Genomic DNA, 19,286 nt, shown 5'->3' on the forward strand with positions numbered 1-19,286 from the left:
AATATTCTTTAACAACCTTGCCTTTAAAAATTTCATCGTGCTTCTTATTCATAAAAATGCCCCCAAATAGTGTCTAACTTTTTGGGGGCAGTCTACCAGGTGCGCCTTTGTTGTTAAACCTGGCCTTATCACAGGTGTCGCGCAATGCCGTTAAGTTAAGGAGTAAGGCTGAGGTTAATATCAGGCGCTGGATCCAATATCGAAAAAGGGGAAAGTTCGGTGTTGATAGTCAAATTCAGTTTCGATATTATACTTTGGCTTCCTTAACTTAACGGGATTGCAGGTACCCGCCCGTTACCGCAAACATCCCGCTTGTGGTGCATCGTTACTCCGGTACCCTAAGCCATCCTTCTTAAACCACCGCCGTTGCGCCCTTCTTTATGCGCTTTAAGTATGGCTAATATTTCCATATAGCAGCTCACTTTAAAATCATCGCAGCAGCACGTCAGGTGTAGCCGCTTATCCACAAATTCAACCTGTGGGTGTTGTTTATGAATTAAACAGGTTTTGTTTTCAACCCGCGATATCAGCTCATAGTAAATTACTTCCATACGTAAGAGAATAAAAATTTAAAGGCATTACAAGAAACAGTATACGGGGGGCGGGTATGTATACGTGCGAGTAATTTGCAGGGTTTCGTAAAAATTTAATTTTATTTCTTTTGAGATAATTCAATTTACCGGGATGCCTACAGACGGTCCTGGTGAGGCAGCTACCTGTCGGCGGGGACTCACCCCGACATCGCTTCGCTCGTCGACCCTCTCTTCCGCAAGCGGGAAAGGGGGTAATGAAAAAAACTCTCCAAAGGAGAGGGATTTAGGGTAAGACCAACCCTCTTTCCGCCAAAGGCGAAGAGAGGGTCGCGCTCGCCGTAGGCGGGTCGCGGGGTGGGTCAACGGCGCGCGTTTATTACCGTCAACTGTCTATCATAAACTGACTTTCGGTAAACGATGCCCGGCGTATTTATTCTTAATTTTGCACAGCTAAAAATTTTAAGATGTCTATAACTACCGAAAACGAACTAACCGGGATGCAGCAGGCAAGCGATGCTGTGGCCATTACGCTTAAAAAGATGCGTGAGTTTGCCAAACCGGGCATTTCAACAAAGGAACTTGATGAGTACGGCGGTAAATTGCTGGCCGAACTGGGCGCAAAGTCTGCCCCTAAGCTAACCTATGGTTTCCCGGGGTATACCTGTATCAGTGTTAACGAGGTGGCCGCGCACGGCATACCGGCGGCAGATAAGCTATTGAAAGAGGGCGACCTGGTAAATATCGACGTATCGGCCGAGTTAAACGGCTATTGGGCCGATAACGGCGGATCGTTTGTATTGGGGGAGGATATCTACGGCCATGGCAAACTGGTGGCGGCATCAAAAGAGATATTGAAGAAAGCCATCAACAATATTAAAGGTGGGATCAGGATCTCGGAGATAGGCAGGCTGATTGAGACCGAAGCCAAAAAAGCCGGCTACACCGTAATAAAAAACCTGACCGGGCATGGCGTTGGCCGCAGCCTGCACGAAGAACCGCACGAGATAGCCAACTACTGCGACCGTTATAACACCACACGTTTTAAAAAGAATTCGGTAGTAGCGATAGAGACCTTCATTTCAACCCGGTCGACCATTGCCGAGACGCAAGCCGATGGCTGGACCCTAACCGGGAATAAAGGCGGTTTTGTTGCCCAGCACGAGCATACCATTATGGTAACCGGCGGCCAGCCCGTGATATTTACCGCAGGGAGCGGGATTTGGGAGTGAGTTTTGAGTTGTAGGTGGTGTGTTGTAAGCGTTTTGTGCTGACGATACGATAAGCGCAGCGGCCTGTGCGGTTCCCCTCTTGAGAGGGGGCAGGGGTGTGTTTAGCCGCTTCGTTAACACACCCCTGCCATGCACTGCCTCACGCGCCCCCTCTCAAGAGGGGAATAAAATCTGCTTCGCTGTTAGAATTTTGCGCGTCTCTCTCTACGTCATTGCGAGGAACGAAGCAATCTCTACACCTGCTAATCAAATTTCCAACATGTCATTGATTAAAGATTTAGCAGACTAATAAAAATGAAAGTATATTCGTTGCATCAACTAAAACCAATTGATATGCAAACCACTCAACAAATTGCCGACAGGCTGGTGGCTTTATGCCGGGAAGATAAAAATCTGGATTGTATCAGCGAGTTATATGCTGAAAATGCCACGAGCACCGAGTCGGACACTGTAAAGACCGGGCGGGACGCGATATTACAGAAGAATATTAACTGGTTCAATTCGGTAGAAACGCTGCACAGCACCCTTATTTCCACGCCCATTGTAACCGGCAATTTTTTTGCACTCACAATGGATATAGACGCTACCTATAAACAGCACGGCCGTTTTATGATGCGCGAAATTGGCGTTTATGAAGTAAGAGATGGTAAGATCATCAGCGACCAGTTCTTTTATAATATGTAAATATAATCGCGATTTATCAAACAGCTATGATAACGACACAATAGGCCTGGCTTAATTATCCTTCCTCGCCGCCACCTTTACCACCGGCAGTAGCCGGTACAAAACTTGGGCTTATTTGCTTCCTAAATTCAACTATCACCCTTTTCATCGCCGGGTCTTTGGCTACGTTGTGCCATTCTTTGGGATCTTTGGCTTCGTCGTATAGTTCCTCGGTGCCATCGCTGTACCTTATGTAGCGGTATTGTTTGCTGCGGATAGCCTGGTTACCTTGCTTGTAGGTTGTTACCGCCGGGTATTTCCAATCGGCCAGCGGGTCTTTTAAAAGCGGAACGATACTGCGGCCATCCAATTTTGACATTGGGCCGTTTAATCCGCATAGTTCCACCAACGTAGGATAGATGTTTATGAGCGATGTGGGCGCGTCGCATACCTGCCCGGGTTTGGTCATGCCCGGTACGCGCCACATATGCAGCACATGCGAGGTTTGCTCCCAAAGCGCGAATTTGGCAAAGTGTTTCTTTTCGCCCAGGTGGAATCCATTATCAGCAGAAACAACAACGATGGTATTGTTATAATACTTGCTGTTTTCCAACGCGTCCATCATGCGGCCAAAGTTCCAGTCCATAAATGAGATACAGGCCAAATAACCTCTCACGATGCTTTTCCATTCACCGCTTTTTTTCAGGGCCTCATAGTCTACCGGGCTGGCTGCCCATTTTTTAGCTATCTCGGGCAGGTCGTCCCAATCCTCTTCCAACACCGGGGGTAACTGCACACTTTCTAAAGGGTACATATCAAAGAAACGCTTAGGGGCGGTCCAAGGGTTATGCGGTTTGTACAGGCCTGCCGCCATAAAAAACGGTTTGTCGTAATCTTTGCCTAAATTTTCTATTACCTGTTGGGATGTTACATAATCGGGATGGTCCGTATCCGGCCCTGTCCAGGGCTGGTAGTTAAACATTGGCGGCGCAACGCCTGGCTGAATATGTTTTTCGGTTGGTTGCGGGCCGTAGCCACCTTGTCCGCCCTTTACATCCCACATCGCCTGGTTGCGGGCAGGCTTAGGCATTGTATGAAATATTTTGCCACGCGTAAGCGTGATATAGCCGTTGCTTTTAAATAATTCAGGCAGGAAAACCGCGCTGTCCAATACTTTAGAATCCATGATACGGTTATCGTTATCATAAATACCAGACCGGTAAGGCGAGATCCCGCTCAACAATGCCGCCCTTGATGGATTACAAACCGGTGCCGCGCAATAGGCCCGGTTAAAGTTTACCGCTGTTTTTACAAAGCGGTCCAAATTTGGTGTTTTTAAACCGGGATAGCCTTTTAATTGGGTAACGTAATCGTTCAAATCGTCAATCATCACGAAAAGCACGTTAGGCTTGGCTTGTTGTGCTTGCAAAGGGGCAGGAGCGGTGCCTATCAGGCTAACCAATAAAAGGGCATAAATGAATTTCATAATAAAGGAGTTTGGGCTAAGATATGAGTTTTAGGCATAAAAGCGCAAGGCCGTACTTTTGCATTATCGTTGTAAAAATATTAGCTAAGATCGAAACCGAACATCGTCCTGCGTTGTAAACTTCGGACAGCGAAAGCCGCGGAGATCAACGGCGCAGAGATAAAAAACATCCCCGCCACCCAGCGTTTTTAAAAATTGATACGATGATGTAATAAAGACCATTAAATCAATTTGAAACCATGAAAAAATCAATAGGTAGTATAGTAGCTGTGTTAGGGATAATTATTGGGTTGGCGATACTGTTTTTTGTAGCGGGCTGCATTAAAGGTTGAGCGTCTTAGCCCGATACAACAGTACAATTGCCTGATGCTGAGTGTTAATGTCGTTAAAACGCGTAGTATTCACCAAATAGTGAATTGCAGGTAAGATACCTCCCACGTTTGAGGAGCGTTGGGGCGCTAACCACTCAAACTATTCCGGGCCCCGGATAATCGGGGCTTTTTTTGTTGGATGCCTGTTGGTTAGGGATGGTAAATAACAACCATAACACCCAAATACTTATGCACATGCCGGTTATGGCCCAGATGATTTTTAATGGCCCATGGGTAAACATAGCTGCCCAATTAGCCGGTTTGCCGTTAACAAAAGCAAAACCTACCAGGAAAAAGTATTTTACCCAATTAATACCTATTCTTAATAAATAAATTACAATACCAAAAACAACTATCATGGCAATAGGTGCATAATTTTTATGCCTGGCATGCATATCGTTGTAGTACAAAAAGAAGTTAACTAAGGCTATTACCAGTTGTAATAAAACAATTTTAGACGCTTTAATATAATTGGGATGTACAGTTGGCATATGGTAGGTTATAATGCAAGATAATTAATAAAGCGCAAAATAAATAACGCTGTTGGGGACTTCGCATGAAGGGGCAAAAAGTAAGTTGCAACCCAAAAAAATACTCACAACTCACAACCCAAAACTCAACCTACTTCAACTCATCCAAAACCTTAAACATCTTTTCCCTGATGCCGCGGCCGGGGCCGTTGTAGTTGTTTATAATAATGCTGAAGCATAGCTGGCGGCCGTTATGGGTTTGATAGCCGGTGTAGGCCTGGCAGCTGTTGATGCTGCCGCTTTTCATGTGCATATCATTGTATACGGGCAGGCTGTTGTAAAAATCGGTGTACCAGCTATTGGCCGTAGCCGACTGCAGGATCTTAGCCATGGTAGCGGTAGTGATGCGGTTACCGGGAGCCAAGCCGCTTCCATCAAACAGGTTAAGCGAATTTGGGTCGATACCTTTGGCTTTCCAGAAGTCTTGCAGGGCCTCAACCGCGTTGTTGGTATTAACCGGCTTGCCCATTTTGTTGGCAACGGCAAGTAGCATCTGCTCGGCATAAAGGTTAATGCTGATATGGTTTTGCCAGTACAGCATACTGGCCATAGTTGGCGAGTTTATTGTAAGCAACGTGGTGGCAGCCTGCGGCATAGTTAGCCCTTTGTTAACCAGGGTGGTGTTAGATTCGGGTGTGCCGGTTAGGGTAATACCGAGTGTTTTCAAGGTATCTGCCAGGTGCCAGGCAAGGTCGAAAGGTGGGTCGGGCAGGGCAGTGCCTATGGCTTTCTTAGTTTGGTCGGTAGCGTAAGTGCCGCGTACATACATGATGTTGCTGCCGCCCATTGGCAGGTAAGCGTAGGCTTGGTCGCCGGTACCCGGGGCGCCGTTTATAAGCTCGCTTTTGAAGTTAAGATAGGGTATAGCCGGCGAACTGCCCGAAATACCGACAGGTGTATTAACCTGGCCCGTCCGCAGCTTCAGGCTAAACTGGTTCTCGCCCCAGCAAAGCGCCGAGGTGCCCGCGCCGTAATAGGTGCCCAGGTCCTGCCAGATCCACCCGTTGGGGATAGATTGGCTGGTGTAATACGTATCATCACCAATAATACGCCCCACTATCTTCCGGATACCCGCTTTCTTTAAAGCCGACACCATTTGGTTGAGAATGTAGGTTTGCCTGGTAGTTTCCCAGCGCCAGCTGCCCAGGGTAGGGTCGCCATAACCTTTTATGATGACGTCGCCGGTTAGGGTGCCGTTGGCGATGCTGCCGCGGTACCCAAAATCGGTATGGAATAAATAATCGCTCCCCAAAACATTTAACGCGGTTACAGAGGTAACCGCCTTCATGGTGGACCCAGGCGCCAGGCCCATATCCGGGTTGGCGGCAAATACCTGTTCGCCGGTTTTGGCATCAAGCACGGTTAAACCTATAGAAGCATACTTACACTGCGCATCAGCCTGGAACCTGCCAAACGCCGACTGTAATTTTTGCTGTAAAGCGGCATCTTGTGCCCATGCCTGGCTAACAATTAATAATAAACTAAACGGGGCTATCCAGCTGCTTTTCATCCTTTGGTTTTGAAATATAATAAATAGGTATACCAATAAGTACAATAATAAGGCCCGGCCAGGTAAATTGTGGTTTGTAGATGATCAGCAATATGCAAAAGGCCAATCCCATCAGCATATAAATTGCCGGCAATACCGGGTAGCCAAATGCTTTGTACGGGCGCTCGGCGTTAGGGCGTTTTACGCGGAGGATGTAGATACCCAAAATAGTCAATACATAAAATATCACTACTACGAAAGAGATCATATCCAGCAGGTCGCCATACCGGCCGCTAAGGCATAGTACACTGGCTACAGCGCATTGGATCCATAAACCGAAGCTTGGTACCGCAAACTTGTTTAAAGTGCCTGTACGCTTAAAGAATAGGCCGTCCTTGGCCATGGTATAATAAACCCGGGCACCCGCCATGATCAATCCGTTGTTACAGCCAAAGGTTGATATCATGATCATCAACGCGATAATAACCGTACCGAACGAGCCAAATATTACCTGCGACGCTGATACCGCAACACGGTCCTTTTCGGCAGTGGCAATATCATGCAGCGGCAATACACCGGTATAAACTATGTTGATGCTGACATAAATAAGCGTAACAATCAACGTACCTAAAAATAAGCTTAAGCCTATGTTGCGCTGCGGGTTCTTCATCTCGCCGGCTATGAAGGTTACGTTGTTCCAGGCATCACTGCTAAAAATAGAGCCCACCATTGATGCCGCGATAGCACCCAAAGCCGCTGCCATGGTATAGGATACGGTAGAGTTATCCGGATTTAATTTATGGATATCCCAGGCGTTAGTCCAGTTGGCTGTCCATACGTCGCCCTTAATCATGATCAAACCAAATATAATCAGCCCGAATAAACTGGCCAGCTTGGTTAGCGTAAAGGTGTTTTGAATGATCTTGCCGCTTTTAACACCGCGGGTATTGATATAAGTAAGGATAATGATTAATACGATAGACACACACTGCGCCGCGCTGATCGTAAAATTATACGATCCTATCATAGCAGAGAATAGCTTATTATCCTCGCTAACCGCCGGAATTAAATAAGCCGTAAACTTTGAGAACGCTACACCCACCGCCGCTATGGTGCCCGTTTGTATCACCGCGAAAAAGCTCCAGCCATATAAAAAGGCGATGAGTTTATTATAAGCCTCTTTTAAATACACGTATTGTCCGCCCGCTTTCGGGAACATGGCGCTCAGCTCGCCGTAGCTTACGGCTGCGGTAAGAGTCATGAAACCGGTTATCACCCAAACAGCTATGAGCCAGCCGGCCGAGCCTACATTACGTATAATATCGGCACTTACGATGAAGATACCGGAGCCTATCATTGATCCGGCTACGATCATGGTGCCGTCTAACAAGCCCAGCGTGGCTTTTAATTTTGTGGGTTCGGTTTGCTTACTCATTAATTGTGTGGATTTAAAGTTCTAAACTATTCAAAAAACTTTATAATTGACAGGCTATTGTAAAGAAATTAATTTGCTTAATTTGCGAAACCAATTATACCATAGTATCAACTGTAAACAAACAAACTAAATATAAATTTTAACATCGTATATGGATTTTCTGAACACTTACTTAATTTACCTTATCCCCGTTTTTGGTTTAATCGGGATCTTATTTATGATCATCAAGTCGGCCTGGGTTACTAAACAGGAAACCGGCGATGCGTCAATGAACGAGCTTGCAGGCTATATAGCCGACGGTGCAATGGCCTTTTTACGCGCAGAGTGGAAAGTATTAGGCTACTTTGTAGTAGTGGCAGGCGTATTGCTGGCCTGGAGTGGTACTACAGTTGCTACATCAAGCCCGGTTATTGCTATATCTTTTGTAATCGGCGCTTTCCTTTCTGCTTTCGCGGGATATCTGGGAATGCGCATCGCCACCAAATCAAACGTACGCACAACGCAAGCTGCTAAAACCAGTTTGGCACAAGCGCTTAAAGTGTCATTTACCGGTGGTACGGTAATGGGCCTTGGTGTTGCAGGTTTGGCTATTATTGGTTTAGGATCTTTATTCATCGTGTTTTATACCATGTATGTGGTAAATACAGGCGGCAGCGTTAACGGCGAAGCAATGGCTAAAGCGCTTGACGTATTAGCTGGTTTCTCGTTAGGTGCCGAGTCTATCGCGTTATTCGCGCGTGTTGGCGGTGGTATCTACACCAAAGCTGCCGACGTAGGTGCCGATCTTGTTGGCAAGGTTGAAGCCGGTATCCCTGAGGATGACGTGCGTAACCCTGCAACCATTGCCGATAACGTAGGCGATAACGTAGGTGACGTTGCAGGTATGGGTGCCGATTTGTTCGGATCGTACGTAGCAACAATGCTGGCTACCATGGTATTGGGCCGCGAAATCGTATCGCATGATAACATGGGCGGTATTGCCCCGGTTTTATTACCAATGGTAATTGCCGGTTTAGGTTTAATATTCTCGATTGTCGGCGCGTCTTTAGTTAAAATTAAAAACGAGACAGACAGTGTACAAACTGCTTTGAACATAGGTAACTGGGTATCCATCATTTTAACAGCCGTTGCTACCTACTTTGTAGTGCAATGGATGTTACCAAACGATTTTATGCACTTAACCCGTGACGTAATACCAGGAACTACCGATCTTAAAGAAGGCTCATTGGTATTCACCAAAAATGGTGTTTACGGTTCTATCCTGGTAGGTTTAGTGGTTGGTACCTTAATGTCTATCATTACCGAGTATTATACCGCAATGGGTAAACGCCCGGTGATGAGCATTATTAAACAATCATCAACCGGCCACGCTACCAACATCATTGGTGGTTTAGCTATCGGTATGGAATCAACCGTATTGCCGATATTGGTATTGGCTGCCGGTATTTATGGTTCATTCTTTTTTGCAGGATTATATGGTGTGGCTATTGCTGCCGCAGGTATGATGGCTACAACAGCTATGCAATTAGCTATCGACGCGTTTGGCCCAATCGCTGACAACGCCGGTGGTATTGCCGAAATGAGCCAGTTGCCGCCGGAAGTACGCCACCGTACAGATAACCTTGATGCAGTAGGTAACACTACCGCCGCTACAGGTAAAGGATTTGCCATCGCATCAGCCGCGTTAACCTCACTGGCTTTATTTGCCGCTTTTGTGGGTGTTGCCGGTATTGAGCATATTGATATTTACAAAGCCAACGTATTAGCTGGTTTATTTGTGGGAGGGATGATCCCTTTTATCTTCTCGGCATTATGTATCTCGGCAGTGGGCCGTGCAGCAATGGCGATGGTGGAAGAAGTTCGCCGCCAGTTCCGCGAGATCCCGGGCATTATGGAGTACAAAGCTAAACCCGAGTACGAAAAATGCGTGGCCATATCAACCAAAGCATCTATCCGCGAGATGGTTGCCCCGGGACTGATCGCTTTGATCACTCCGGTTGTTGTTGGCTTTATCTTCGGCCCTGAAGTGTTGGGTGGATTATTAGCCGGTGTAACAGTATCGGGTGTGTTGATGGGGATTTTCCAGAGCAACGCCGGAGGTGCCTGGGACAACGCTAAAAAATCATTTGAGAAAGGTGTGGAGATCAACGGCGAGATGCACTACAAAAAATCAGAACCGCATAAAGCATCAGTAACAGGTGATACCGTAGGCGATCCGTTTAAAGATACCTCAGGCCCGTCAATGAACATCCTGATCAAGTTAATGTCAATCGTGTCATTGGTTATCGCACCGCACTTAAATGTGGCTGCCGGCCATAACGCTCATATTCAAAAAGAGATCAAAGTACAATCAATGAACGTACACCAGATCAAGGTTGAGAAAAAAGCATAATAGGCTTAAAGCTTTTTAAGAGGAGGGATGCCAGGTTGGTGTCCCTTTTTTGTTTACTTTAGATTATGAAGACACCAATAAAGGATCAACAGAAAAACTTACAGATAAACAAAAAGAAGAAATCCTTCGCAGAGATAAAGCGTTTGTAGACGGCAAAACTAAGGCACGGTTATGGAGTGACATAAAAAAGGAGTTAGAAAAAGTATACCGTTAGTTATAGATGTCTTTTCTATGTCCGAGTTTGACAACGTTAACAATTAGCATGTCATCAATTATCTCATATATAATTCTATAATCGCCAACTCTTATCCTGTAACCTTCTCTGCCTTTTAATTTTTTGCAACCAGTTGGCCTTGGTTCATTAGCCAAAGTATAAATCGAATCAACTAAGCGCAAGGCTAAATTGTCGGGTAGTTTATCCAACTGTTTCTGGGCGACTCTTGAAATGGTGATTTTATAAGCAGGCATTATTTAGAAAACCTTTGTTTGACATAGTCATCAAACAGCATTGCAGGTTCTTTATCTTTTTTAGCTTCGTCAAAGAGTTTGATATCGTCTAACTCATCCAACTCATCCAAAATTTGCTCAAATTCACCCATGGATAACACAACGGCTGTTTTTTTTCCGTCCTCATCGGTGATATATTGTGGGTGAATAGTATTCATGATAAAATGATTAATGTAAATTTAGAGATATTTCTTCAATTTAAAAAAAACTATTTCAAGCTATAAAACCCTCTATTTTAAGTGCTGTAATCAATATTTTGTCACATTATTTTTTTCAGAAAAATTAACTATGTTTGGGATTAGATTAACTGATTTTCAAAAACACACATGAAGCTATTTATTAAGAAACCTCTTGCGCAATTAATGGCCGCTTCTAAGGAAGGCGAGAAGACATTAAAGCGTACACTCGGTGTTGGCTCGCTTATAGCCTTGGGTATTGGCGCTATTATTGGCGCGGGTATTTTTGTGCGTACAGCAGCTGCAGCCGGCCAGCACGCGGGCCCGGCAGTAACCATTTCATTTTTAATTGCAGCAGCAGGTTGCGCCCTTGCAGGCCTTTGCTATGCTGAGTTTGCCAGTATGATACCCATAGCAGGATCGGCTTATACCTATTCTTACGCTACTATGGGCGAGTTCATTGCCTGGATAATCGGCTGGGATCTGGTGCTTGAGTATGCATTGGGTGCCGCTACTGTAGCCATCGGCTGGTCGCAATATTTTAATACTTTTCTCGATACCTTCTTTAATGTCCATATCCCGTTCGCCTTGTCACACTCGCCTTTCGAAGTGTCGACTACTACAACGGGTATGTATGCCGGCGAATTGGGTACGCATGGTTTAGTTAACTTACCTGCTATTTTCATCCTTTTAATGCTTACGCTATTGCTTATAAAAGGTACTGCAGAATCGGCAGCTGTAAACAATGTTATCGTTATTATTAAGGTAGCAATCGTGTTAATGATCATCGGCTTAGGCTGGAGCTTTATTAACCCTGCTTACCATACGCCATATCTTATCCCTGCTGATGCAGGTACGGTTACCACCAATACAGGTACCGTAAACTATGCCGATACGTTTAACCACGGCTGGCTGGGTGTATTACGCGGAGCGAGTGTGGTATTCTTCGCATTTATTGGATTTGACGCGGTATCAACCGCTGCGCAGGAAGCCAAGAACCCGCAGAAAGATATGCCAAAAGGTATCCTGATCTCTTTGGTATTCTGTACTATTTTATACATCCTTTTCTCGCACGTGTTAACAGGTTTAGTGCCTTACAAAGAGTTTTTATTACAAGGTAAAGAAGCATCAGTAACCTATGCTATAAACGCGGCTATGGGCGGCGGTTACGGCTGGTTAGCTAAACTGGTAACTATAGCTATTTTAGCCGGTTTCTCATCAGTTATCCTGGTGATGTTATTGGGCCAAACCCGCGTGTTCTATACCATGAGTGTTGATGGTTTGGTTCCGTCTATATTTTCAAAACTGCACCCTAAGTTCCGCACACCTTATAAATCGCAATGGTTGTTTTTTGTGATGGTATCCGTCTTCGGTGGGTTCATTCCTGACAGCATTGTGGGTGATATGGTGAGTATAGGTACACTATTCGCATTCGTGCTGGTATGTATCGGTATCTTTATATTACGCAGGACAGACCCGGGTATTACGCGTCCGTTCAAAACCCCGCTTTATTACATAGTTTGCCCGCTTGGTGCAGTAATTTGCTTATGTATGATGGGTAGCGAAGGTTTAGAGAACTGGTTGCGCCTGTTTATCTGGATGGGTATAGGCATGGCAGTTTATTTTGGCTATAGCGTTAAAAACTCGCATGTAAGGCACGGTAAGCCAGAGAGTGCTAACGATCCGCCAAACCCTAAGTTTGTTGAATAATAGCATTTCGATGTACATATTAAAAAAGGTTCTGAATTTTCAGAACCTTTTTTGTTGATATTGTTTTATAGCTTTGCATTAACTATTAACGCCATAACCTATGCAACCGTTCATTTTTAAAGAGATCCTTTCCATAACCATGATCCTTTTCGCGATCATTGATATACTTGGCGCTATACCGGTTGTTATACAGCTGCGCCAACGTGCCGGTCATATCGAGTCGGAAAAGGCCAGTATTGCCGTATTGGTGCTGATGGTTGTGTTTTTATTGATAGGCGATAAAATACTGGATATCATCGGATTGGACGTAGCATCGTTTGCTATCGCAGGTTCACTGGTGATATTTTTTATCGCTATGGAAATGATATTAGGCATCAACCTGTTTAAATCCGAAGATCTGGGCAGCACGGCATCTATTGTCCCGCTGGCTTTCCCGCTAATTGCCGGCGCGGGCACCATGACCACGCTGCTGTCCCTGAAATCACAATATCAAACGCAGAATATACTGGTGGCTATAGTTATCAATACCCTGTTTGTTTACCTGGTGCTTAAAAACGTAGGCTGGCTTGAAAAGCTGTTGGGTAAAACAGGTATCAACATCCTGCGCAAAGCATTCGGGGTAATTTTATTGGCTATCGCGATTAAGCTGTTCAGGAGTAATACGCATTTGTAAGCGGCTTAATCTTCTTTTTTAGTTTTAAAACCTATAGGTACTCTGGGTTTATTTTCTTTTTCGATAAATTTACTGAGATATGTAAATAGTACTTCTATTTTTTGATCTTGCTTAATTAACTTCTTTTCTACCTGTTCAACCAGTAATAATATATCTTTATGCGTTAGTAACAACTCTCTTATTCGTGTGTAAATTCGCATAATTTGTATGTTGACCTGTATTGCCTGTTTGCTATTTAATACGCTTGATAACATTAATACGCCGTGTTCTGTAAAGGCATTAGGGAGTTTTCTTCTACCTCCCCAACTTGATGTCGCATTTTGCGACTTCAAGTCCCCAAACTCTTCTTCTGATAATTTAAACATAAAATCGTCAGGAAACCTATCGGGATTTCGTCCGACCTGTTCATTTAAGCGCCTCGTTTCTATTCCATACAATTCTGCCAAATCTTCATCAAGCATCACTTTTTGATTCCTGATCATAAAGATCTTATCCATTACGATTTCATCGGGTATGGCGACAGATTTAATTTGCTTACTCATTACACAAATATATTCTTTGATCCCAAGAATTTATAACTTGTATCAGACATTATTGATTACATGTTAGTCCGGGATCACAGATCGGGACTAACAGAAAAAATAATTAAAAGTATTCCCTACCGGGTCCAAAGGACTCCTATGGAGGGAGATTTAGAGGGAGCTGCGGCTCAATCTCGCCACAAACATACTATCCGCCCTACGCTCATAACCTTTTAACACTTCCACGCTTTCCAGCTTCAACCCACACTCTTTAACCAAATAATCAACCACATCCTCATTCTCGGCCTTAAAAGCCGAGCAGGTAATGTAGATGAGCGGTTTGCCGGGTTTCAGGAATTTAATAACATTGGCGGCTATGTTTTTTTGCAGGCGCTGAAAGAACTCTATCTTCTGCGGTTCAAATTGCGAGATCATTTCGGGCGTACGGCCCCAGGTGCCCGACCCGCTGCAGGGCGCATCGAGGATAATGCCGTCAAACTCGTAATCGTGCAGGGTTTGGTCGATGTTTTGGGTAAGGTCAAGCTGTTTCTTTTGATATTTCATCAGGCCGGCCGAGCGGAAGCGCTCATCCAAATTAGCTAATATTGATTCGCGGATATCCGACACCACCAGTTTTATATTCGGCTCCAGCTCGTGCAGTAAAAGTGACTTGCCGCCGCTGGCCGCGCAGGCATCCCACCAGGCATCCCATTTATTGGGTTTAAAGTAGTTGGCCGTTTGCTGCGACGAGTAGTCCTGCACCTCGAACCAATGCTGTGTAGGGAAGATGGCCTCAAGCCGCGTACCGTTTGGCAGCGATATACAGCCATTACCTTCATCTTTAAAAGCTACGGCCGCTTTTACCAGTTCGGCCTTTACCAAATGGTCGTAGCCGTTATGTACGTGTATAAACAGGTCGGGCTGTACAAAAAACGATTTCAGGAAAGCCTGTTTATCAATGGCCGGCGATGCCTGGCTAACCCACGGAAAAACATCATCCAACTTAAAATCAGGATAGGTTTTGGTAACCAGGTCTATTTTATCTTCAATAGTAAAACCAACGCAAGCTGCCCAGTCGGGTTTAAAATGCTGCAGGAACGAGTTTACCTGTGTATTGCATAAGAATTCGGCAACCATCAAACGGTCTTCGGTAGGAGTGTTCCAAAGGGCTTTGCCTAACCTAAAGTAGTTATACATTAACCGGTTGGCAACACGCCGGTCGCTTGAGCCCATTTGTTTATTCTGGCGATAAAAGCCCGGTAAAAATTTTCCTAAAGGCGTTTCGGCAGGGTACTCACCCAATATGCGCTGAAATGTTTTAAGCTGGTTTATCGCCTTCATTCTATCTTCCTCAGTTCGTAATTGCGGTAATCCATTATGTTAACATGGGTATTAATGTAGCCAACCCCCGGTTTTTTTATAAAATGGAAGTCGTTATCAATGCCGTTAAAATCGTTGGCGGTTAAATTTTTTACGTCGCCATTATTGGCGCCCAATAGCTTGCCAAAATACATACCCTGGTCAAACCCTTTTAAAGCATATTCGCTTGGATCAATCCGGTAATTTTTACGGTACGCGCGCTGGAAATTAATTGTGGCGGCGTCCTTATAGTCAACCACATCTGCCGACGTTATATGCGTGCGCAGGCGCTGTAACAAATCGCTGCGTAAAAAACTGAATTTTTCCCAGTTAGGGTGCCCAAATAATATAACAGGATATGTTTTCGATAGCGAATCCAGCGTCCGCATAGTAACTGCTAAAAACGCCTGGTTGGTTGATGGGATTACGATAATGTTGGGGCTATCGGTAGTAAACTGACTTTCCAGCAGGTTTAAGCGCCCCCTTACAATAGTAGTTTGGACAACCTGCGTTCGCCCTTTACTTAAACTGTCGATGGTATTTTTAAAGGGGATGATATAATCGTTCTCTTCTGAATAGCCCGATTTTAAAACAAATACTTTCCGGGTATTTAAGCGCTGAGTGATATACTTAGCCGCAGCCCAGGCATGGTATTCCAATGGCGGGATAACCGTTACCAGGTTTTGATTGGCAATGGTAGCCGGAGCCGCCGGGGCCAACGGCGACACAATAGGTTTGCGTGCACCCACCAGGACGCTGGTAAACGCCTTCAGATCATCCGGGAAGATCGGGCCTACTATCAGGTCGCTTGCGCGGACCTGTGGGTTATAAGCCAGCGCATACGATTGTGAGACAACTCCCTTGGTGTCGTAAATATGTAGTTTATAATTATAACCCAACGCGGTTAACGAATCAAGCGCCAGCTTAAAACCCTGGTAATAATCCAAAGCAATATTGGCTTGTTTTAAGCTGATATCGGTATAACCGGAGCCGGGGTTCAGATGGTCCAACGCAAAGGGCAGCAGCATGGCAATGGTTGACTGCCTTGCCGGTACCGGTTTGGGTTTTGGCGGCTCTGGTTTAACAACAGGTTTGTCAGGTTCGGTTTTAGGGGGAGCCACTACCGGCCGCACTTTGGGCGAACAGGCAGCAATTATTAAGGCAATCCCTAAAACTATTAACCGCTTATTCCCACTCAATTGTGGCAGGCGGTTTCGAACTGATATCATATACTACCCGGTTAATCCCTTTTACATTATTAATGATCTCGTTTGATATCTTAGCCAGCAACTCGTATGGTAAATGACACCAGTCTGCCGTCATGCCGTCAACCGACTCAACAGCGCGTAACGCAACCACATGCTCATAAGTACGCTCATCGCCCATAACACCTACCGATTGCACCGGTAAAAATATAGTGCCTGCCTGCCATACTTTATCATAAACACCTGCACCGCGCAAATTGTTGATATAAATCGCGTCAGCCTCTTGTAATATAGCAACTTTTTCCGGCGTTACCTCGCCTAAAATCCTGATACCCAAACCCGGACCCGGAAAAGGGTGGCGGCCTAATATATTTTGGTCGATACCCAAAGCTTTACCAACACGGCGCACTTCGTCTTTAAACAATGTGTTTAATGGCTCAACCACCTTCAGTTTCATAAAGTCGGGCAAGCCGCCTACGTTATGGTGCGATTTAATGGTGGCCGATGGTCCTTTAACTGATACCGACTCAATAACGTCGGGATAGATGGTGCCCTGGCCAAGCCATTTAACGTCCTGCACCTCGTGCGCGGCATCATCAAATACCTCGATGAATACGCGGCCAATGGCTTTACGTTTTGCTTCGGGTTCTGATAAGCCTTTTAACGCGTCATAAAAGCGTTGTTTGGCATCAATGCCACGTACGTTAAGGCCCATGTGCTGGTAGGAATCCAATACCGACTGGTATTCGTCCTTACGTAACAAGCCGTTATCAACAAATATACAATACAGGTTTTTGCCGATAGCATGGTGCAGCAACACCGCCGCAACCGATGAATCAACACCGCCTGATAAGCCTAATACTACTTTATCGTCGCCTATTTTTTCTTTAAGGGCGGCAACGGTGGTTTCAACAAACGAGTCGGCGGTCCAGTCCTGGCTGCATCCGCAGATATCAACCAAAAAGTTTTGCAGCAATTGCTTGCCGTCTGTACTATGTGTAACCTCGGGGTGGAACTGGATACCGTAGGTTTGGGTGCCGGTTATTTGATAGGCGGCTATTTTTACGCTATCTGTACTGGCAATTATTTCAAAATGATCAGCTATGCGGGCAATGGTGTCAGCATGCGACATCCACGTTTGCGAACCCACCGCGATATCCTTAAACAATGGGTTTGAAACATTGATGTACGTTAAGTTGGCACGGCCGTACTCGCGGGTGCTTGATGGCAAAACCTCGCCGCCATGAAAGTGGGCCAGGTATTGTGCGCCGTAACAAACGGCCAAAATAGGCAGCTTACCATGAAACTTCAGGAAATCAAAATGCAGGGCATCTTCCTGGCGAACCGAATAAGGGCTGCCCGAAAGGATAATTCCTTTTACAGTGCTGTCAATTTCTGGGATTTTGTTAAACGGATGGATCTCGCAGTAAATGTTGAGTTCCCTAACCCGGCGCGCGATGAGTTGTGTAAACTGCGAGCCAAAGTCAAGAATGAGGATTTTTTCTTGCATGGGCAAAGATAGTTTTTTAAGGGGAAATTGGGAAGAGAAATAGAAAGACTAATCTTAAATTATTAATTATCTTATCTTTGTTTAGGGATTATTAATAACATGGCTTCAACAGAAGATATTCGATGGCTGCAAAGATTTGCAAATTACCGCAAGGCTTTGGGGCAATTAGAAAAGTTTATTTTGAAAGGTGAATTATCTGAATTAGAAGAGCAGGGTTTGATAAAAGCTTTCGAGTATACCTATGAACTGGCATGGAATACTATGAAGGATTATTTAGATTACCAGGGTATTTTAGATGTGGCCGGCTCAAGGGATACTATAAGAGAAGCTTTTAAAATAAATTTAATTGGGGATGGAGAGGAATGGATGAATATGCTGGTAAGCCGGAATTTAACATCGCACTCTTATAATGAAGAAACTGCCGACGAAATTGCCAGCGCAGTTATTAATACTTATTTTGCTTTATTTAAAGCACTTGAAAGTAAACTCGAAAGTTTAAGATCAGGAAGCCAGGGTAAACTTATTTAACCATGCAATACGGATTATCAGAAAATATAGTCTCCAAAATACATAATGTGCTCGGACAATATCCTGCTGTGGAAAAAGCTGTGATCTATGGTTCGAGAGCGGAGGGGAATTTTAAACCAACATCCGACATTGATATCGCTTTAAAAGGAAATAATATCGATCTCAAATTATTGAGTCTTATCATATTAAAATTGGACGATCTGTTACTCCCATATAAATTTGATCTTTCTATTTATAATCACATAGCAAACAAGGAATTATTAGATCATATCGACCGGATGGGAAAGATATTCTGGGACGTAAATAATATCCAGGCAGATCAGAAGTTAATTGCTTAGGCAAACTTTATAGTCTGCCTAATACGTTTATCTTTATCCCATGCCTAAAAAAACAATAACCCTATTATTCATACTTTGCTTTTGCACCATTGCCAAAGCCCAAACTGCCGACCAGGTTTACGATAAATTCCTGGATTTTAACGATGCGCGGTCGCACAACAATCTGGCAAAAACTTTAACGCTGGGCCAGCAAATTTTAGTTAATGTGGATAAGCTCCCGGCTAAAACCCGCATCTATTTTTACAATGCTTTAGCTAAGGCTTATGAAGATAATAAAGAGTTTGGGAAAGCCCTGCCGTATTACGAAACTGTTGCTAAGGCCGTACCTAACTATTATGTTGTGCACCGCGCTTTAGGCTATATTTACCTGATGCCTGCTGATGAATTGTATAAAAAACTGCAAGCTACAAAGGATAAAACAGCTAATGCAACAGTAATGCAAGATTATAAAAAAGCCGTACTTAAGGCCCTGCCGCATTTGGAAAAAGCACAGGCTTGCGACCCAAGTGATGAAACCCTGGCATTGATCCAATCGCTTTATAAAAATATTAAAGATGATGCCGGCCTGCGTTTGTTAAGCGGGCGGCTTGGTACATTGAGTAAGAATTGTATCGATATAATAACAGAATAA

At 44.6% G+C, this 19,286-nt stretch carries 19 protein-coding genes; 8 read left to right on the plus strand and 11 right to left on the minus strand.

Annotated features, from left to right (window positions below; translation table 11 throughout):
• Nucleotides 1-338 precede the first annotated feature (338 nt).
• On the minus strand, nucleotides 339-551 hold the full coding sequence (locus ABIB50_RS23535) for a hypothetical protein (protein WP_429383819.1): 213 nt from the start codon (nucleotides 549-551) through the stop codon (nucleotides 339-341).
• A 446-nt stretch (nucleotides 552-997) separates the two neighbouring features.
• On the opposite strand from ABIB50_RS23535, the gene map reads away from it, so the two are divergent.
• Nucleotides 998-1,762 (plus strand): type I methionyl aminopeptidase, encoded by a 765-nt coding sequence (gene map / locus ABIB50_RS23540; RefSeq protein WP_429383821.1) that lies wholly within the window; start codon nucleotides 998-1,000, stop codon nucleotides 1,760-1,762.
• Nucleotides 1,763-2,095: 333 nt separating this feature from the next.
• On the plus strand, nucleotides 2,096-2,446 hold the full coding sequence (locus ABIB50_RS23545; RefSeq protein ID WP_429383823.1) for a SnoaL-like domain-containing protein: 351 nt from the start codon (nucleotides 2,096-2,098) through the stop codon (nucleotides 2,444-2,446).
• A gap of 55 nt (nucleotides 2,447-2,501) precedes the next feature.
• On the opposite strand, the gene ABIB50_RS23550 is transcribed toward ABIB50_RS23545, so the two are convergent.
• From ABIB50_RS23550 to ABIB50_RS23565, 4 genes are all read right to left on the minus strand, one after another.
• The gene (locus tag ABIB50_RS23550; RefSeq protein ID WP_429383825.1) at nucleotides 2,502-3,911 is read right to left on the minus strand and encodes a sulfatase; all 1,410 of its coding nucleotides are present in this window, start codon (nucleotides 3,909-3,911) and stop codon (nucleotides 2,502-2,504) included.
• A gap of 466 nt (nucleotides 3,912-4,377) precedes the next feature.
• Nucleotides 4,378-4,773 (minus strand): hypothetical protein, encoded by a 396-nt coding sequence (locus ABIB50_RS23555; protein WP_429383827.1) that lies wholly within the window; start codon nucleotides 4,771-4,773, stop codon nucleotides 4,378-4,380.
• A 130-nt stretch (nucleotides 4,774-4,903) separates the two neighbouring features.
• The gene (gene dacB / locus ABIB50_RS23560) at nucleotides 4,904-6,322 is read right to left on the minus strand and encodes a D-alanyl-D-alanine carboxypeptidase/D-alanyl-D-alanine endopeptidase (RefSeq protein ID WP_429383829.1); all 1,419 of its coding nucleotides are present in this window, start codon (nucleotides 6,320-6,322) and stop codon (nucleotides 4,904-4,906) included.
• Nucleotides 6,294-7,736 carry an APC family permease gene (locus ABIB50_RS23565; protein WP_429383831.1) on the minus strand — a complete coding sequence of 481 codons (1,443 nt, stop codon included), beginning with the start codon at nucleotides 7,734-7,736 and terminating at the stop codon, nucleotides 6,294-6,296. The genes dacB and ABIB50_RS23565 overlap by 29 nt, the downstream gene beginning before the upstream one ends.
• Nucleotides 7,737-7,887: 151 nt before the next feature.
• Here ABIB50_RS23565 and ABIB50_RS23570 point away from each other — a divergent pair, with 151 nt between their 5' ends.
• Nucleotides 7,888-10,128, plus strand: coding sequence for a sodium-translocating pyrophosphatase (locus tag ABIB50_RS23570; protein WP_429383833.1), 2,241 nt, complete (start codon nucleotides 7,888-7,890; stop codon nucleotides 10,126-10,128).
• Nucleotides 10,129-10,338: 210 nt separating this feature from the next.
• Here the strand turns inward: ABIB50_RS23570 and ABIB50_RS23575 are convergent, their stop codons facing one another.
• Nucleotides 10,339-10,596 (minus strand): type II toxin-antitoxin system RelE family toxin, encoded by a 258-nt coding sequence (locus ABIB50_RS23575; protein WP_429383835.1) that lies wholly within the window; start codon nucleotides 10,594-10,596, stop codon nucleotides 10,339-10,341.
• A complete protein-coding gene (locus tag ABIB50_RS23580; protein WP_429383836.1) occupies nucleotides 10,596-10,793 on the minus strand; it encodes a hypothetical protein in 198 nt (65 codons plus the stop codon). The genes ABIB50_RS23575 and ABIB50_RS23580 overlap by 1 nt, the downstream gene beginning before the upstream one ends.
• A gap of 168 nt (nucleotides 10,794-10,961) precedes the next feature.
• Between ABIB50_RS23580 and ABIB50_RS23585 the strand changes: the two genes are divergently transcribed.
• Both ABIB50_RS23585 and ABIB50_RS23590 read left to right on the plus strand, forming a co-directional pair.
• Nucleotides 10,962-12,521, plus strand: a complete 1,560-nt coding sequence (locus ABIB50_RS23585; protein ID WP_429383838.1) for an amino acid permease — start codon at nucleotides 10,962-10,964, stop codon at nucleotides 12,519-12,521.
• Nucleotides 12,522-12,621: 100 nt separating this feature from the next.
• On the plus strand, nucleotides 12,622-13,194 hold the full coding sequence (locus ABIB50_RS23590; protein WP_429383840.1) for a MarC family protein: 573 nt from the start codon (nucleotides 12,622-12,624) through the stop codon (nucleotides 13,192-13,194).
• Nucleotides 13,195-13,199: 5 nt separating this feature from the next.
• Here ABIB50_RS23590 and ABIB50_RS23595 read toward each other — a convergent pair whose 3' ends face one another.
• The 4 genes from ABIB50_RS23595 to guaA all read right to left on the minus strand — a co-directional run bounded on the left by ABIB50_RS23595 (nucleotide 13,200) and on the right by guaA (nucleotide 17,789).
• On the minus strand, nucleotides 13,200-13,736 hold the full coding sequence (locus tag ABIB50_RS23595; RefSeq protein ID WP_429383842.1) for an ORF6N domain-containing protein: 537 nt from the start codon (nucleotides 13,734-13,736) through the stop codon (nucleotides 13,200-13,202).
• A gap of 150 nt (nucleotides 13,737-13,886) precedes the next feature.
• A complete protein-coding gene (locus ABIB50_RS23600) occupies nucleotides 13,887-15,056 on the minus strand; it encodes an RsmB/NOP family class I SAM-dependent RNA methyltransferase (protein WP_429383844.1) in 1,170 nt (389 codons plus the stop codon).
• Nucleotides 15,053-16,303 carry an ABC transporter substrate-binding protein gene (locus ABIB50_RS23605; protein WP_429383846.1) on the minus strand — a complete coding sequence of 417 codons (1,251 nt, stop codon included), beginning with the start codon at nucleotides 16,301-16,303 and terminating at the stop codon, nucleotides 15,053-15,055. The genes ABIB50_RS23600 and ABIB50_RS23605 overlap by 4 nt, the downstream gene beginning before the upstream one ends.
• Nucleotides 16,260-17,789, minus strand: a complete 1,530-nt coding sequence (guaA, locus tag ABIB50_RS23610; protein WP_429383847.1) for a glutamine-hydrolyzing GMP synthase — start codon at nucleotides 17,787-17,789, stop codon at nucleotides 16,260-16,262. The genes ABIB50_RS23605 and guaA overlap by 44 nt, the downstream gene beginning before the upstream one ends.
• A gap of 99 nt (nucleotides 17,790-17,888) precedes the next feature.
• Between guaA and ABIB50_RS23615 the strand changes: the two genes are divergently transcribed.
• From ABIB50_RS23615 to ABIB50_RS23625, 3 genes are read left to right on the plus strand one after another with little or no spacing between them, the layout of a single operon-like run.
• Nucleotides 17,889-18,317 (plus strand): nucleotidyltransferase substrate binding protein, encoded by a 429-nt coding sequence (locus ABIB50_RS23615; protein ID WP_429383849.1) that lies wholly within the window; start codon nucleotides 17,889-17,891, stop codon nucleotides 18,315-18,317.
• 2 nt (nucleotides 18,318-18,319) lie between these two features.
• Complete coding sequence (locus ABIB50_RS23620) at nucleotides 18,320-18,655, plus strand: nucleotidyltransferase domain-containing protein (RefSeq protein WP_429383851.1); 336 nt, start codon at nucleotides 18,320-18,322, stop codon at nucleotides 18,653-18,655.
• A gap of 40 nt (nucleotides 18,656-18,695) precedes the next feature.
• The gene (locus ABIB50_RS23625) at nucleotides 18,696-19,286 is read left to right on the plus strand and encodes a tetratricopeptide repeat protein (RefSeq protein WP_429383853.1); all 591 of its coding nucleotides are present in this window, start codon (nucleotides 18,696-18,698) and stop codon (nucleotides 19,284-19,286) included.

The sequence above is a fragment of the Mucilaginibacter sp. UYCu711 genome (assembly GCF_050433825.1).
In the GTDB taxonomy this organism is placed as follows: domain Bacteria; phylum Bacteroidota; class Bacteroidia; order Sphingobacteriales; family Sphingobacteriaceae; genus Mucilaginibacter.

Coding starts and splice junctions, on each gene's coding strand:
- ABIB50_RS23535 (WP_429383819.1), bottom strand. CDS start 551: ATGGAAGTAATTTACTATGAGCTGATATCGCGGGTTGAAAACAAAACC.
- map (WP_429383821.1), top strand. CDS start 998: ATGTCTATAACTACCGAAAACGAACTAACCGGGATGCAGCAGGCAAGC.
- ABIB50_RS23545 (WP_429383823.1), top strand. CDS start 2,096: ATGCAAACCACTCAACAAATTGCCGACAGGCTGGTGGCTTTATGCCGG.
- ABIB50_RS23550 (WP_429383825.1), bottom strand. CDS start 3,911: ATGAAATTCATTTATGCCCTTTTATTGGTTAGCCTGATAGGCACCGCT.
- ABIB50_RS23555 (WP_429383827.1), bottom strand. CDS start 4,773: ATGCCAACTGTACATCCCAATTATATTAAAGCGTCTAAAATTGTTTTA.
- dacB (WP_429383829.1), bottom strand. CDS start 6,322: ATGAAAAGCAGCTGGATAGCCCCGTTTAGTTTATTATTAATTGTTAGC.
- ABIB50_RS23565 (WP_429383831.1), bottom strand. CDS start 7,736: ATGAGTAAGCAAACCGAACCCACAAAATTAAAAGCCACGCTGGGCTTG.
- ABIB50_RS23570 (WP_429383833.1), top strand. CDS start 7,888: ATGGATTTTCTGAACACTTACTTAATTTACCTTATCCCCGTTTTTGGT.
- ABIB50_RS23575 (WP_429383835.1), bottom strand. CDS start 10,596: ATGCCTGCTTATAAAATCACCATTTCAAGAGTCGCCCAGAAACAGTTG.
- ABIB50_RS23580 (WP_429383836.1), bottom strand. CDS start 10,793: ATGAATACTATTCACCCACAATATATCACCGATGAGGACGGAAAAAAA.
- ABIB50_RS23585 (WP_429383838.1), top strand. CDS start 10,962: ATGAAGCTATTTATTAAGAAACCTCTTGCGCAATTAATGGCCGCTTCT.
- ABIB50_RS23590 (WP_429383840.1), top strand. CDS start 12,622: ATGCAACCGTTCATTTTTAAAGAGATCCTTTCCATAACCATGATCCTT.
- ABIB50_RS23595 (WP_429383842.1), bottom strand. CDS start 13,736: ATGAGTAAGCAAATTAAATCTGTCGCCATACCCGATGAAATCGTAATG.
- ABIB50_RS23600 (WP_429383844.1), bottom strand. CDS start 15,056: ATGAAGGCGATAAACCAGCTTAAAACATTTCAGCGCATATTGGGTGAG.
- ABIB50_RS23605 (WP_429383846.1), bottom strand. CDS start 16,303: ATGATATCAGTTCGAAACCGCCTGCCACAATTGAGTGGGAATAAGCGG.
- guaA (WP_429383847.1), bottom strand. CDS start 17,789: ATGCAAGAAAAAATCCTCATTCTTGACTTTGGCTCGCAGTTTACACAA.
- ABIB50_RS23615 (WP_429383849.1), top strand. CDS start 17,889: ATGGCTTCAACAGAAGATATTCGATGGCTGCAAAGATTTGCAAATTAC.
- ABIB50_RS23620 (WP_429383851.1), top strand. CDS start 18,320: ATGCAATACGGATTATCAGAAAATATAGTCTCCAAAATACATAATGTG.
- ABIB50_RS23625 (WP_429383853.1), top strand. CDS start 18,696: ATGCCTAAAAAAACAATAACCCTATTATTCATACTTTGCTTTTGCACC.